The sequence below is a fragment of the Denitratimonas organivorans genome, from assembly GCF_037478135.1.
GTDB lineage: Bacteria > Pseudomonadota > Gammaproteobacteria > Xanthomonadales > Xanthomonadaceae > Denitratimonas.
Map to the genome: position 1 here is coordinate 15,755 of NZ_JBBHDV010000018.1, position 15,072 is coordinate 30,826.

Below are 15,072 nucleotides of genomic sequence, written 5' to 3' on the forward strand. Positions count from 1 at the left end.
GACATCTGGCCTTTCAGCCGCCGGTTGCGCTCCAGCCTGCATCCGGAACATGCCGCCAGCGCACCACGCCACCGCGCACGCCGTCCGGGCCGAAGCTGGCTTCGTGCAGGTCGATGCTTCCGTCCTTGCCGATATCCAGCCAGGTGCTGGCGCGGGTGCCATAGCCGGTGCCTCGGATGAAGATCGAGGACAGCAGGCGTTCGCGTTCCCGCTCCAAGCCGGTATTTGGCAACCGATCATCCTGCGCCTGCTGTTCGTCGCCCAGCAGGACCAGCAAGGTGGATGGATCAGCGCCCTGACCCAGCGCATCGTTCGCCAATGCGCGGATGCGCTGCATCTTCGGCCAGTCTTCGTGGATCGGGCCGTTGCTGATTGCGTGCAAGCCGGGGGCAAGGCGGTGATGTTCGCCTGTACTGCCATCCAGCACCCGCACGCCTTCAGCATCGCCGAGGATCAGGTTGAAGGGCGCGTAAAGGTCGATCCGTGTCAAAAGCGCGTCCAGCCAGCGTTCGGCGGACTGCTCGCCGCAGACAAAGTCACGCACCAGTTCGCCGCGCGAACGCGGGGCCGACGCTGGTGGGCCGTTGTGCAGATCGCGAAGGTTGGTGACGGCGGCGAAACGCCCATCGCCGCGCACCGCCAGCCAGCTGCCACCGGCGACCAGATCGCGACCACCGAGTACACGCACATCCTCGTCCCACGGCGCGGCGGCGGCGCTGGCGCGGGCGTGCTGTTCATCGCGATTGGCCAGCAGCATCACCCGGCTGCCGGGGCGGGCATCGACGCCGACCAGGATCAGGCACATTGCGCCTGATCCTGTGTTCGCGCGGGGCCGCCGCAGCCGGCTGGCACCCCATCTGCGGCGGTCGAAGACCGGATCACCCCAGCAGCAATGCGTTCATGCGGCGCACGAACGCGGCCGGATCGTCCAGCTGCGCGCCTTCGGCCAGTTGCGCCTGCTCGAACAGCAGCAGCGCGATATCCTGACGGCGGGTGTCGTCGGTTTCGGCATCGAAACGTTGCAACAGGCCGTGCTTGGGATTGATTTCCAGTGTCGGCGTGCCGGCCGGGATTTCATGCCCGGCGGCTTTCAGCAGGCGCTGCATGTGCAGGGCCATGTCATGCTCGGCCAGCACCAGGCAGGCGGGCGAATCGGTCAGGCGCTGCGAAACGCGCACCTCGCTCACGCGATCACCGAGCGCGGTCTTGAGCTTTTCCAGCAGCCCTTCGGCGGCCTTGACCTGCTCTTGCTGATCGGCGGCGGCCGGCGCGCCCTCGCCCAGTTCGGCCGCCCCCAGTTCGCCCTTGGCGATGTTGCGCAGCTTCTTGCCTTCGTATTCGGTCAGGTAGCCGATCATCCATTCGTCGATGCGCTCGTGCAGCAGCAGCACTTCGACGCCATGCGTCTTCAGCGCTTCGAGCTGCGGGCTGTGGCGCGCGGCATTCCAGCCATCGGCGGTCAGGTAGTTGATGGTTTCCTGACCCGGCTTCATGCGGCCGATGTAGTCGTCCAGCGACACCAGCGTGTCGCGCTCGCCGGCATGGGTGGAGGCGAAACGCAGCAGCTTGGCGATGCGCGCGGTGTTGGCGCTGTCCTCGGCCAGGCCTTCCTTCAGTACCGCACCGAACTCGTTCCAGAAGGTGGCGAACTTTTCCGGTTCCTCGCGCGCCAGCCGGTCGAGCTGGTCCAGCACGCGTCGGGTCAGCGCCGACTTGAGCTTTTCCACCTGGCGGCTGTTCTGCAGGATCTCGCGCGAGACATTCAGCGGCAGATCGTCCGAATCGATCACACCACGCACGAAACGCAGGTAGTTCGGCAGCATCTGCTCGGCCGCATCCATGATGAAGACGCGCTTGATGTAGAGCTTCAGGCCCTTGCGTGCCTCGCGTTCCATACCGAAATCGAACGGCGCGCGCTCCGGGATATAGAGCAACGAGATGTAGTTCTGATTGCCTTCGACGCGGTTGTGGGTCCAGCTCAGCGCATCGCCGAAGTCATGGCTGATGTGCTTGTAGAAGGCCTGGTATTCGTCGTCGCTGATCTCGCTCTTGGGGCGCGTCCACAGCGCCGCAGCCTGATTGACGGTTTCCCATTCGTCGCCGGGCTTTCCGTCCTTCTCCACCGGCATCCGGATCGGGAAGCCGATGTGGTCCGAATAGGTGCGCACCAGCGAGCGCAGCGTCCAGCCATCGAGGAACTCGTCCTCGCCTTCCTTCAGGTGCAGCACGATGGTGGTGCCACGTTCGGGCTTGTCGACAGGCTCCAGCGTGAAACGGCCATCACCGGCCGATTCCCAGGTGAAGGCTTCGCCGCTGCCGGCGCGGCGGCTGCTGACGCTGACCTTGTCGGCGACGATGAAGGCGGCGTAGAAACCGACGCCGAACTGGCCGATCAGCTGCGCATCGGCTTTCTTGCCGTCTTCCAGCGCCTCCAGGAACTGGCGCGTGCCAGAGCGCGCGATGGTGCCCAGGTTGTCGATCAGCTCCTGCTTCGACATGCCGATGCCGCTGTCAGAGATGGTCAGCGTGCGTGCGTCCTTGTCCCAGGACAGGTCGATGCGCAGCTCCGGCTGGTCGCCGTAGAGCGCCGGTTCGGCCAGCGCCTCGAAGCGCAGCTTGTCGCAGGCATCCGAGGCGTTGGAGACCAGCTCGCGCAGGAAAATGTTCTTGTTGGAGTACAGCGAATGGATGACCAGGCGCAGCACCTGCTGCACTTCGGCCTGGAATTCGTAGCTTCGGGTTTCAGTGCTCATGGCTTCCACAGACACGAAAGGACAAACGCGGGGGTGCCCGCGAGGTTGGGCCGGCGGCAGGGATTTTCAAGCGCCGGAAACGACAACGGCCGCTTTCGCGGCCGTAGCGTGAGCCCTGTGTCGGCCCGGAATCTGCTGTTGCGGCTCAGTTGCCGGCAGCGGCGGCGGCGGCCGCCGCGTTGGCGGCACGCGCGCTGGCGCTGAGGTCTTCCTTGATGCGGGCAGCCTTGCCTTCCAGATTGCGCAGGTAGTACAGCTTGGCCGAACGCACCGCGCCGCGGCGCTTGACCACGAGCGAATCGATGCTCGGCGAATGGGTCTGGAACACGCGCTCCACACCGGTGCCGTGCGAAATCTTGCGCACCGTGAAGGCCGAATTCAGGCCGCGGCTGCGCTTGGCGATGACCACGCCTTCATAGGCCTGGACGCGCTCGCGGTTGCCTTCCTTCACCTTGACGTTGACGACGACGGTGTCGCCCGGGCCGAATTCCGGCAACTGGCGCGTGGCCTGCTCGGCCTCGAATTCCTGGATGATCTTGTTGGTCATGATGGCACCGGCCCGACATGCGGGAGATTGAAGTAAGAAGATCGGAAGTCCGGCAGGCGGACATGGCTGGCCTGAGCGGCCAAAAGCCCGAAGGCAGTCGCGTATTTTAGCCGGGTTCTGCCGGGTTTGCCAAGCCCCAGCATTCATCGGGCTTGCATCCGCGTTGCCTGCCTATTGCTACGGACGTTGTGTTTGCAGCCATTGCCACCTGAATTCCTCCAGCAGGCGACGATCCTGTTCGGTCAGGGAAAGCCGGGCCAGCAGGTCCGGGCGCCGCAGCCAGGTGCGCCCGAGAGATTGCTGGCGGCGCCAGCGCGCAATCGCGGCGTGATCGCCGGACAGCAGCACCGGCGGCACCGCGTCACCTTGCGCGTCGATTTCCGGGCGGGTGTAGTGCGGGCAGTCGAGCAGGCCGTCTTCGAACGAATCCTGAGCCGCGCTGGCCTCGTCGTTGAGCGCGCCGCGCTGGATCCGGCCGACCGCATCGATGACCACGGCGGCCGCCAGTTCGCCGCCGGACAGCACATAGTCGCCGATCGAGATTTCCTCGTCGATTTCGCGCGCGATGACGCGCTCGTCGATGCCTTCGTAGCGCCCGCAGACCAGCACCAGACGCGGCATTTGTGCCAATTCGCGAACCCGACGCTGGGTCAGCCGCGCTCCCTGCGGAGAGAGATAGGCAACATGCGCCCGCGCCGCGTCAGCGGCGCGGATCGCGGCCAGGCAGTCGCGCAGGGGCCGGGTCGACATCACCATGCCGGGACCGCCACCAAAGGTGCGTTCATCGACGCGGCGGTAGTTATCGTGGGTGAAATCGCGCGGATTCCAGGCCTGCACCTGCATCAGCCCGCGCTGCTGCGCGCGCCCGACCACGCCCACCGCAGCGGCGGCGGCAATGAATTCGGGGAACAGGGTCAGGACATCGATGCGCACGGGCACGGGCTCGCTGGAGCGAAGGACATCATCACCGCGGCCGGCGTACGGCGCCAGCCATGCGGATCAGAATTCGGGATCCCAGTCGATCTCGATCAGGCCGGCATCCAGATCGACGCGCCGGATGACATCGTCCTTCAGGAATGGAATCAGCCGCTCGCGCTCGCCGATGACGGACATGACATCGTTGGCGCCGGTCGAAGACAGATGCGAGACGCGGCCGAAGTCGTAACCATCGACGCCGGCCACGCGCAGACCTTCCAGATCGACCCAGTAGTATTCGCCCGGACGCGGGGGCGGCAGTGCATCGCGCGGCACCCAGATCTCGGCCCCGATCAAGGCGTGGGCCTGATCACGGCTTTCAAGTTCCGGCCAATGTGCCACCAGACCCTTGCCCTGCTCGCGCCCTTCCACCACATCGATGGTGTGCTCGACACCACGATGGCGCACGGTCCAGGGCAGGTAGCGGAAGATGTTGCGGCGTGGATCGGTGTGCGATTCGAGCTTTATCCAGCCCTGCACACCGTGCACGCCGACGATCCTGCCGACGGGAATGCGGCGCTCGCCGCTCATGCCCGCAGCATCGGAACCGGCTTCAGGCGGCAGCCTGGGCCGGCTCGGCAGCAGCCTTGACGGCGTCACGGTAAAGCTGGTCGACCTTCTCGCTCAGCTGGGCACCGACGCCGACCCAATGGTCAACGCGTGCGGTGTCGATCTGCACGCGCGGCTCGGCACCACGGGCCACCGGGTTGTAGTACCCGATACGCTCGATGGCGCGGCCGTCGCGCTTGTTGCGCTGGTCGGTCACGACGATGTGGTAGAAGGGGCGCTTCTTGGCGCCACCGCGGGTCAGACGGATCTTGACCATGGGTGTGTGCTCTGCAATCGGAAAGGAGGGGCTGCGACGCCCGGGACGGACGGCGAGCCGCGTATTTTAACCTCGTGGCGCGGAAAAGGGAAATCCGCCGCCTCAGCGCATCGGGAAACCGCCCGGCCCACCGCGCCCGCCGAGCATGCCCTTCATGCCGCGCATCATGCCCTTGAGCCCGCCGCTGGAGAATTTGGACATCATCTTCTCCATCTGCTGGTACTGCTTGAGCAGGCGGTTGACGTCGGCCGGCGTGGTGCCCGAGCCGCGGGCGATGCGGGCGCGGCGCGAGCCGTTGAGCAGCGCAGGATGGCGGCGCTCCTTCTTCGTCATCGATCCGATGATCGCGATCATGCGCGGCACTTCCTTGCCGGTGACCTGGTTCTTGAGATTGTCCGGCACCTGCCCCATGCCCGGCAGCTTGTCCATCAGGGCGTGGATGCCGCCCATGTTCTGCATCTGTTCGAGCTGGTCGCGCATGTCGTTGAGGTCGAATTTCTTGCCCTTGGCGACCTTCTCGGCCAGCTTGGCGGCCTTTTCCTGGTCGACATCGCGCTCGACCTGTTCCACCAGCGACAGCACGTCGCCCATGTCCAGGATGCGGCTGGCGATGCGGTCCGGGTGGAACACGTCCAGGCCGTCCATCTTTTCCGAGGTGCCGATGAGCTTGATCGGGCGGCCGGTGATGTAGCGCACGCTCAAGGCCGCGCCTCCGCGCGCATCGCCATCGGTCTTGGTCAGCACCACACCGGTGAGCGGCAGCGCTTCGGAAAAGGCCTTGGCGGTATTGGCGGCATCCTGGCCGGTCATCGCGTCGACCACGAACAGGGTTTCGACCGGATCGACCGCCGCATGCAGGGCCTTGATCTCGGCCATCATCTCCTCGTCGATGGCGAGGCGGCCGGCGGTATCGACCAGCAGCACGTCGACGAAGCTCTTCTTCGCGTCGCTGATCGCGGCCTTGACGATGTCGACCGGTTTCTGCGAAGGATCCGACGGGAAGAACAGCACGCCGGTCTGCTCGGCCAGCGTCTTCAACTGCTCAATCGCCGCCGGGCGGTAGACATCGGCCGAGACCACCATGACCTTCTTCTTGCGGCGCTCTTTCAGCAGTTTCGCCAGCTTGCCGACCGTGGTGGTCTTGCCGGCGCCCTGCAGGCCGGCCATCAGGATCACCGCCGGCGCCGGCACGTTGAGATTCAGTTCGGCGCTCTGCGCACCCATCACCAGGGTGAGTTCGTCGCGCACCACCTTGATCAGGGCCTGGCCTGGGGTCAGGCTCTTGAGCACGTCCTGGCCGACCGCGCGCACCTTGATGCGCTGGATCAGGGCCTGCACCACCGGCAGCGCGACATCGGCTTCCAGCAGCGCGATGCGCACTTCGCGGGTGGCTTCGCGGATGTTTTCCTCGGTCAGCCGGCCGCGCCCGCGCAGGCGTTGCATCGTCGTGGACAGGCGTTGGCTCAAAGACTCGAACATGGGGCGGATCACGGAAAAATGACGATTGCGCAGTATAGCCCAGCCCTGTCGGTGGTCCGCCCGCCTGCGCACGGACCTTCACTGCCGCACGGTGCGCAATGCCGGCGGCGGCCGGCGGAAAGCAAGGATGATGTTGGCGTGTTCCTTGCGCACGGCTGTGCCAAACTTGTGTGATGACCTCCGCGCTTTCCATTGCCGCCCTGATCGCCTACCTGGTCGCCACCGGTTGGCAGGTGCAGCGGTTGGCGCGCGCGCAGCGCGGCAATGCGCGCGGGCCGGCATGGCTGGCACTGCTGGCAGTGGCCATGCACACGACAGTGCATGTGCAGACATGGCTGTCCAGCGGCGGCATCGCGCTGCATTTCTTCACCGCGCTGTCGGTGATCAGCCTGGTGGTGGCGGCGCTGGTCGCGGGCATCGCGCTGGTGCGTCCGGTTGGTGCGCTGGGTGTGGTGGTTTATCCGACTGCGGCTGCGCTGTTGCTGCTGTTCCGCAGCACCCGGCCGGAACTGCACGGATTGCCGGCGATGGACTGGCAGATCCAGTTGCACGCCGGGCTGGCGCTGATGGCCTATGCCGCGCTCAGTGTCGCGGCGTGGCTGGCGATCATGCTGTGGTTGCAGGAACGCGCGCTGCGCCAGCGGCGACTGGATTCGCTGCTGCGGGTGTTCCCGCCGTTGACCCAGGTGGAAGCGATGATGTTCCGCCTGATCGGCGCCGGCTTCGCATTGCTGACGCTGGCATTGATGAGCGGTGTGGTCTTCGTGGAGAATCTGTTCGCCCAGCACCTGGTGCACAAGACCGTGCTCTCGCTGCTGGCCTGGGGGGTTTTTGGTGCGCTGCTGTTCGGCCGGATGCAATACGGCTGGCGCGGGCGGCGCGCGGTGCGCCTGACGTTGACCGCGATGATCCTGCTGGGCATGGCGTTCTTTGGCAGCAAGTTCGTGCTTGAATTGATCCTGGCCCGAGGCCGATGAACGACCTACACCCGATTCCGGTTATCGACGATGCGGCGCAGCGCCGCTTTCACCGCTTCCCGATCGAAGGCGATGTGCGGCTGTATTCCGGCAACGCGATGTGGAACACGCGACTGGTGGACCTGTCGCTGTCCGGCGTGCTGGTGGAACGCCCGCAGGGCTGGACCGGCTCGGTCGGCAGCCGCTATCGGCTGGACCTGCGGCTGGACGGCGGCGTGCTGATCGGCATGGGCGTGGAACTGGCGCGCATCGTGGCCGACACCCGGCTGGGCTTCAATTGCGTGAAGATCGATCTGGGCAGCTTCGCTCAGCTCAAGCGCCTGATCGAGCTGAATCTGGGCAACAACGATGTGTTGCACCGGGAATTGTCGGCGCTGGGGGATTGAATCTGCGCGGCATGAGATCGGTTTGATCGGGAAAGCCCCATCGCGGGCAAGCCCGCCACAACGGCGTTCTTCTTGACAGCGGCTCCCAGCTTTTTTGTGGGAGCGGGCCTGCCCGCGATGAGTATGAAAGAAGCACCGGGGAAGTTTGATCACGGCCGGGGCCGTTGCCACGAAATTCAATGTGGAGTTTGGCAGGGTTCCCGCGTGGCTGCGCGCGATGGTTTACTGCGCGGCTTCGAGCGCCTGCGCGAGGCGCTCGACGGGGATGATTTCCAGATCCTTGATCGGTTTTTTCGGGGCATTGGCGCGCGCGACGATGGCGCGTTTGAAGCCGTAGGTCGCCGCTTCGCGCAGGCGCTCCTCGCCGTTGGGAACAGGTCGGATTTCGCCGGACAGGCCGACTTCGCCGAAGGCCACGGTCGGGGTTTCCAGCGGGCGGTTGCGAAAGCTGGACAGGATCGCCAGCAGCACCGGCAGGTCGGCGGCGGTTTCCTGCACCCGGATGCCGCCGACCACGTTGACGTAGACGTCCTGGTCGTAGACGCCGATGCCGCCATGGCGATGCATCACCGCCAGCAGCATCGCCAGACGGCTCTGCTCCAGTCCGAGCGCGACGCGGCGTGGATTGGCGAGGGGGCTGGCATCGACCAGCGCCTGCGCTTCGACCAGCAGCGGGCGGGTGCCTTCGCGCGTGACCATCACGCAACTGCCCGGCTGCGGTTCCGGGCTGCCGGAGAGGAAGATCGCCGAAGGATTCGGCACTTCGCGCAGGCCGGTTTCGCCCATCGCGAACACGCCCAGCTCGTTGACCGCGCCGAAGCGGTTCTTGAAGGCACGTAACACGCGGAAGCGGCTACCGCTCTCGCCTTCGAAATACAGCACCGCGTCGACCATGTGTTCCAGCACGCGCGGGCCGGCGATGCCGCCTTCCTTGGTGACGTGGCCGACGAGGAACACGCTGATGCCGGTTTCCTTGGCCATGCGCACCAGTCGTGCCGCGCTTTCGCGCACCTGGCTGACCGAGCCGGGCGCGGCCGCGAGCTGGTCCGAATACATGGTCTGGATCGAATCGATGACCACCAGCCGCGGCTTTTCCTTCGCCAGCTGCGGCAGGATGCGTTCGACGCAGGTTTCGGTCAGGCAGCGCAGGTCACCCAGCTCCAGCCCGAGGCGTTTGGCGCGGGCGCTGACCTGGCCCAGGCTTTCTTCACCGGTGACATACAGGCCGGGCAAACGCGGCTCCAGCGCGGCCACGGCCTGCAACAGCAGGGTGGATTTGCCGATGCCCGGATCGCCGCCGATCAGCACCACCGAGCCTTGTACCAGTCCGCCGCCGAGCACGCGATCCAGCTCGCCGATGCCGACCGGTTCGCGCACTTCCTGATCGTGCACCACGTCGGCCAGACGCGTGACCTGGCTGGCGCCGCCCTGCCCGGCATAACCGGCGCGGGCGCCACGCGCATTGGGTGGCGGCGCGGCTTCCACGACGATTTCGCTCATCGTGTTCCAGACGCCGCATTCCGGGCACTGTCCCTGCCATTTGCTGGCGCTGGCGCCGCATTCGGTGCAGACGTAGGCGGTTCTGGGTTTGGCCATGGGTACGGGGTTCTCCGAAATGCGGGCAGCGGCGTCTCAGTCGCGCACGGCGACGAGAGCCCAGCCGGCCAGTTCGCCGTTGTCGAAGGCCAGTGCTTGCAGGTGCTCGATGCGGCCCGGAAAGGCATCGAGCAGCACATGGATGCCGGCTTCGTCGAGCGCGAAATCCACCAGTTCGCGCTGTCGCAGCTGCGCATCCAGCAAGGTCTGGCGCAGCGCTGACAGCCTTGCGTTGCCGGCTTCTTCGCCCAGTTGTGCGACCTGGGCCAGCAGCTGCATCACGGCCTCGCGCTGCTCCAGCATCACGTCCGGGTACTGCGCCGCATCGATGCGTTGCTGCACGGCGCGCAGGCTGTCGTTGAAGGCGGCGCGTGCGGCGTTGGCACCGGCGTCGTGCATCAGGGTGGCGCGGCCGGCCGGGGTGGCGGCGCGTGACAGCGGCTCGATCATCGCGCTGGCGCGGGTGTAGAGGCCGTCGGGTGCCAGCAGCGTGTCGATATGGGTGGTTTCCTCGCGCCCGATGCGCACCGGCAAGGCATCGGCGTGGTGCAGCACCGCAGCGAGCCGGCCACCGCTGCGCAATACGCGGCCGGATTCGGAAAACGCCGGCTGGCCGACATATTCAATGCCGTACTGGCTGATGCACAGATCGAAAGCGGCATCCGGAAACGGCAAGGCGGCGACATCGGTTTCGCCGTGCACTGCGATGCGAGCGACGATATCCGACGGGAGCTGTGCCGGCCACGCCGGTGCGATGCGGGCGGCATCGACCACCGCCAGATGCGCCACGCGCGGCGCCTGCGCGGACTGCATCAGCAACTGGCCGAGTGGCGAATTGCCGCAGCACAGGTCCAGCACGCGGCCCTGCTGCGGGAGCTGGGCGAACACGTCCTGCCAGAACGCACCGATGGCGCCTTCATAGTTGCCGTCGAAGCTGCCGGCCAGCGAATGCAGCGCACCGCCGGCCCAGTAGCTGCTCCAGGCGCGGGCGCGGTCGTGGGCGGTCGGAGTGGTGTTCGCGGATGGTGTTGTCATGGAACCGGCGGAGTCGGTTGCTGCGCGGCGTGATGGCCGGCCATCGTAATGCATTGCCGGCACCACATAGGTCGGGCTGAGCGCAGCGATGCCCGACAGCCATGCTTCCGTCGCGTGGAAACTTCGACATTCCGGCACGCCCGCACACAGAAGCCTTGCCCCAATCACTGCATAGGTTGGTGGTGACCCCGGACGTGATCCGGACGAATCCCAACGCATGGAATCTGGCAGGCGCTATGCGGCGGCGGGATGGATAGCGCGGCAGCACGGTTTTGATGTCGGGCATCGCTGCGCTCAGCCCGACCTATATGGGATAGGCATCAGCGGGAAAGCCCCAAACGCGGGCCCGCCCGTTTCTGCAGAAACGGGCGGGAATTCTGGATCAGCGCGGGTTCGGCATTGCGGTCAGGGGCTCCACGCCTTCCATTCGGAAGCGGGCGTTGAAGGCGACGGTGATGCGCAGGCCGTCGTCGTTGGCCGGCTCGAAGGCGGTGACTTGGTGCAGCAGCCAGGAGGGGAACAGCAGCAATTGTCCGGGCTTGAGCCGGATCGGCCAGGAGCCGGTATGGAACGGCGGCTTCAGTTTGTGCGATGCCATGTCGACAAACATGGTGTTGGTCGCATAGGGGCTGATGAAGGTCAGGCGGCCGCTGTGTTCGTTGTCCTCATCGCCTTCCTGGCAGACGCAGTAGACGCCGGACCAGGAGTGCAGCGGGTGGTTGTGGGCGCCGAAATAGCCGCCCTTGCGGGTCACGTGGAACCAGGATTCGTGCGCGACGTGCAGCCGCGCCAGGGTGGCGTCGTCGTACTGGTTCAGTTCGCCGACGGCGCGGTAGAGCGCGGCCATGCACTGGTCGCGCAGCTTGGCGATGGCCGGGTCGTTCCAGTCGAACAGGTTGAAGGCGCTTTCGAACAGGCTTGCGTTGCGCTGCACGAAGGGCTCCTTGTTGGCCCAGGTGTCGCCCTGCGCGGCGTATTCCAGGAAGGCCTTGCGCAGTTCACTGTTCAGTGCGTCGCTGTCGTCGAATTCGACATTGATCAATGGCACGGCATAGGCCGTGAGGATGGAGAGTTTGGACATGGTGGGTGTTGCCCCCTGACGGAAACCATGCAGTTTACCTTGCGTTGGCGGGGGAATTTGCTGGTTTGAGCAGAAAGTGGCCTGGGCAGGGCGCGGTCGGAATCATGGGAAGGCCCCACCCGGGTGCGGCTTGCGCCTTATCCGGTCTACTGGCGGTAGGTCGGTTCAAGCCGCGAAGCGGTGAGGCGTTTTTCAACAACCGAAGGTTGGTCAACCGACGATTCGCCCGCGCTGGACGCCGTCGGCTCCACGCCTGCGGCGCTTAAGCCGACCTACGTCAGTGCACCTGAAGGGAGCGCGATGAACCACAAAAAAGGGGGCCTCTTGCGAGGCCCCCTTTCATGTTGCAAGCGTTCGATCCGGAGGGATCAGAAGCGCTGGGTGTAACGGAAGTACGGCACGCGACCCCACACATCATACAGATCGGTTTCGACCGAGTCGGCCTGATAATAGAAGTACCCCCAGTCCATGCTCGGATTGCGATCAAAGGCGTTACGCACGCCCAGAGTCACGGTCGCATTCCACGGTGCGTTGTAGTTGAACTGGAAATCGTGCGAGACGAAGGACGGCATCGTCTTGCCGACGATATCTGCCGACGGAAGACCCATACCACCGTCTGCTTGCGGAGTGGTGAGGTACTGCTCGTAGGAACCCTGGAAATCACCATTGCTGCTCAGGCCCACCCAGTCACGATAGCTCCACGAATGGGTGTGGTGGATGTAGTTGATGTTCCAGCTCACCTCGAAATCACTGATCGACCAGATATTCTGCAGGCCGGCACGGATGCGCGGCACGCCAGGCTGACCGACATAGCTCGGGTTGTCATTGGTGTGCTGATCAGACACATAGCTGACCATCAGCTGGTTGCGCAGCGAACCGAAGTTGCCCAGATCGAAGTTGGTACGGGCGGTGAAGTCAAAGCCTTCGGTTTCGACCGAACCCAGGTTGGTGTAACCGGTCTGCGCCAGCACGATGCCGCCGCTGATCGGATCAAGCTCCAGGCCCAGGCCCACGCCCGGATTCGGTGCGGTGGCCGAGGTGCCCGTCGGCAGGTAGCTCAGGCCGGTCGGGCAGTCGGTACGGCTGCCACGCAGACACTGGGTGATCGTGTTAGAGCCGATGAACGCGATCTGGTCGGTGATCTTGATGTTGTAGTAATCAAGGCTCATGTTCAGCCAGTCGGTGGCATCCCACACCACACCCACGCTGAACTGCTCGGACTGCTCCGAGGTCAGGTTCGGGTTGGAAATGCGCCAGGTGCTGATCTGCGTTTCGCAGTTCGGCGTACCGGCCAGCATCATGCAGGTGTCCCGGTCGGTGCTTGCGTCAGCACTGAAGCTCGGCTTGGCGGTCAGGATGTCCAGCGTCGGGGCGCGGAAGCCCTCGCCGTACGAACCACGCAAGGTCAGGCTTTCCAGCGGCTGCCAGCGCAGCGACACCTTCGGAGCGAAGTCGCTGCCGTAGTCGCTGTACTCGTCGTAACGGCCGGCGATGTCGACTTCGAAGGTCGAGGTGATCGGGAACAGCACTTCGAAGTAGGCGGCCTTGACGTCACGATCACCGGCGGCAGAGTTGCCGGCCGAACCCACGACCTGGCCGGACTCGGACAGCGGATCGTAATTGTCCTGATAGAACTCTTCGCGGTACTCGGCGCCGACGACCATCGCGGCGCTGCCACCACCCATCGAGAACAGGTCGAAGGCGGCACTGCCGTAGACTTCCTTGGTGTTGAACTTCAGGTCACGCAGGATCGTGGTGGTGAAGCCGAGGCCGTTCGGATCGCCAGCGAAGGGATCGTAGATGTTGTATTCACCGCTGGTGATCGGGGCCTGGGCCAGTCCACCGACAACGTAGTTCTCACCCTTGTCCCAGCCACGGCTCTCGTTGTAGCGAGCACCGAAATCCAGCTCGACATTGCCGACCATGCCGCGCAGGCCGCCGGCGTAGTTGCTGGTGGTGACTTCCGAATAGCTGTCACGGTTGCCGAGCGCCGCGAAGCGGTGGAACAGGAACAGATCCTGACCGGCGAACTGGGCGTAGTAGCTGTCGTAGTTCGGGTTCAGACCGCCGTCTTCCGGGGCGGTGCCCGGATGGTTCGGGCTGCCGGCCACGAGGCGGATGGCACCACCGGGGAACGGGCTCGACGGAACCGGCGCGTAACGGCCGAACGCGGTCGACTTGTTGGTGCTGGTGTCGAAGTAGAAGGTCCAGTCTTCGTTGATCTCGTAGTCACCACGGGCAAAGATGGCATTCTGTTTGTTGCTGGAAATCGTGGCCGAGACCGAAGCGTGGTCGAACTGGCAATTGCCGATGTTTTCGCCAGCTGCGTTGCTTGCCGGAGCAAACCAGAAACCGGACTGGTTGTTGGTGCAAAGACCCGGCACGGCGGTGCCGAATTCCGGATGACGCAGACGCGCGGCAAGACCGGTGCTGATGCGGGTGGCGAAGTTGTTGGAGAAGGTGGAGCCAGTGCTGTTCGGGCCCCAGTACCAGTAGTCGCGGTCGCGGTTGAAGATGATGTCGCGCTCGGAATACGAGGCGCCGGCCAGTACGCGGCCACGGTCGCTCGAGGAGCCGATGATCACGCTGCCTTCTTCGGTATCACCGCCGTCGTTGCTCGGGCGGCCCATGCCGTAGCTGAGCTGGACGCCGTCGTAGTCCTTGCGGGTGATGATGTTGATCACGCCGCCCAGTGCGTCGGAACCGTAGATGGCCGAAGCACCGTCGGACAGGATTTCAAAACGCTCGACCGCCGCCAGCGGGATCGAGTTCAGGTCCTGGCCCTGGCCCAGCTGCGGGGCGACCGGGGCGCGACGGCCGTCGATCAGGATCAGGGTGCGCTGTGCACCCAGGCCGCGCATGCTGACCTGGGTGGCACCCAGACCGGAGCTGCCCGAAGAGCTCATATAGGCGCCGAAGCTGTTGAACGTGGTGTCACGCAGGAAGTCGGCAACCGTGATCGTGCCGCTGGCCTCGATCTGGGCGCGGTCGATCACGACGACCGGCAGTGCGCCTTCGACGTCGGCGCGCTTGATGCGCGAACCAGTGACGGTGATGGTGTCCAGGCGGGTGGCGTCATCACCTTCTTCCTGCGCCATCAGGGGCATGGAAACAGGTACAGCCACGAGCGCAAGGATGATTGCGCTGCGAAGCTTAGAGGTCTTCAACTTCATGCTCTCTCTCCAGAAATTTTTGTTGCCAAGGTGAAACTTGGCGCAGTTGCCAAGTGGGCCAATGCCCCACAGTGGTTGTCCCGGCCGGGGCGCATTGAGTCTTGCACTTCCTCGGCTTGCCGCAGCTTAGCCATTTCTTAACACTGGCGCAATAGGCCGCCAACGCTTTCCCTGAGATGTCACGAACACCGGCAAACCCTTGCGGGACAAGCCATTCAGGCGGATCGGAGGGGCTTGCGCGCGG

General features: G+C 65.0%; 13 protein-coding genes. 2 read left to right on the plus strand and 11 right to left on the minus strand.

The window, feature by feature from the left end:
* Positions 1-13: 13 nt before the first annotated feature.
* The 7 genes from WDB66_RS14335 to ffh all read right to left on the minus strand — a co-directional run bounded on the left by WDB66_RS14335 (position 14) and on the right by ffh (position 6,580).
* Positions 14-805, minus strand: coding sequence for an NRDE family protein (locus WDB66_RS14335; protein ID WP_339399293.1), 792 nt, complete (start codon positions 803-805; stop codon positions 14-16).
* Between the two features lie 73 nt (positions 806-878).
* The gene (gene htpG / locus WDB66_RS14340) at positions 879-2,753 is read right to left on the minus strand and encodes a molecular chaperone HtpG (RefSeq protein ID WP_339399295.1); all 1,875 of its coding nucleotides are present in this window, start codon (positions 2,751-2,753) and stop codon (positions 879-881) included.
* A 145-nt stretch (positions 2,754-2,898) separates the two neighbouring features.
* A complete protein-coding gene (gene rplS, locus WDB66_RS14345) occupies positions 2,899-3,300 on the minus strand; it encodes a 50S ribosomal protein L19 (RefSeq protein ID WP_339399296.1) in 402 nt (133 codons plus the stop codon).
* A 177-nt stretch (positions 3,301-3,477) separates the two neighbouring features.
* The gene (gene trmD, locus WDB66_RS14350; RefSeq protein WP_339399297.1) at positions 3,478-4,233 is read right to left on the minus strand and encodes a tRNA (guanosine(37)-N1)-methyltransferase TrmD; all 756 of its coding nucleotides are present in this window, start codon (positions 4,231-4,233) and stop codon (positions 3,478-3,480) included.
* A 66-nt stretch (positions 4,234-4,299) separates the two neighbouring features.
* Entirely contained in the window at positions 4,300-4,806 is a 507-nt protein-coding gene (gene rimM / locus WDB66_RS14355) for a ribosome maturation factor RimM (RefSeq protein ID WP_339399298.1), read from the minus strand.
* A 22-nt stretch (positions 4,807-4,828) separates the two neighbouring features.
* The gene (gene rpsP, locus WDB66_RS14360; protein ID WP_339399299.1) at positions 4,829-5,101 is read right to left on the minus strand and encodes a 30S ribosomal protein S16; all 273 of its coding nucleotides are present in this window, start codon (positions 5,099-5,101) and stop codon (positions 4,829-4,831) included.
* Between the two features lie 102 nt (positions 5,102-5,203).
* Positions 5,204-6,580 carry a signal recognition particle protein gene (ffh, locus tag WDB66_RS14365; protein WP_339399300.1) on the minus strand — a complete coding sequence of 459 codons (1,377 nt, stop codon included), beginning with the start codon at positions 6,578-6,580 and terminating at the stop codon, positions 5,204-5,206.
* 173 nt (positions 6,581-6,753) lie between these two features.
* On the opposite strand from ffh, the gene WDB66_RS14370 reads away from it, so the two are divergent.
* Positions 6,754-7,557 carry a cytochrome C assembly family protein gene (locus WDB66_RS14370; protein WP_339399301.1) on the plus strand — a complete coding sequence of 268 codons (804 nt, stop codon included), beginning with the start codon at positions 6,754-6,756 and terminating at the stop codon, positions 7,555-7,557.
* The gene (locus WDB66_RS14375) at positions 7,554-7,943 is read left to right on the plus strand and encodes a PilZ domain-containing protein (protein WP_339399302.1); all 390 of its coding nucleotides are present in this window, start codon (positions 7,554-7,556) and stop codon (positions 7,941-7,943) included. Before WDB66_RS14370 ends, WDB66_RS14375 begins: the two co-directional genes overlap by 4 nt.
* A gap of 222 nt (positions 7,944-8,165) precedes the next feature.
* On the opposite strand, the gene radA is transcribed toward WDB66_RS14375, so the two are convergent.
* From radA to WDB66_RS14395, 4 genes are all read right to left on the minus strand, one after another.
* Positions 8,166-9,539: a DNA repair protein RadA gene (radA, locus tag WDB66_RS14380; RefSeq protein WP_339399303.1), complete on the minus strand. Its 1,374-nt coding sequence runs from the start codon at positions 9,537-9,539 to the stop codon at positions 8,166-8,168.
* Positions 9,540-9,575: 36 nt separating this feature from the next.
* Positions 9,576-10,574 (minus strand): class I SAM-dependent methyltransferase, encoded by a 999-nt coding sequence (locus tag WDB66_RS14385; protein WP_339399304.1) that lies wholly within the window; start codon positions 10,572-10,574, stop codon positions 9,576-9,578.
* A 382-nt stretch (positions 10,575-10,956) separates the two neighbouring features.
* Positions 10,957-11,655, minus strand: a complete 699-nt coding sequence (locus WDB66_RS14390; protein WP_339399305.1) for a putative 2OG-Fe(II) oxygenase — start codon at positions 11,653-11,655, stop codon at positions 10,957-10,959.
* 368 nt (positions 11,656-12,023) lie between these two features.
* On the minus strand, positions 12,024-14,762 hold the full coding sequence (locus tag WDB66_RS14395) for a TonB-dependent receptor plug domain-containing protein (RefSeq protein WP_339399306.1): 2,739 nt from the start codon (positions 14,760-14,762) through the stop codon (positions 12,024-12,026).
* Between the last annotated feature and the right edge of the window lie 310 nt (positions 14,763-15,072).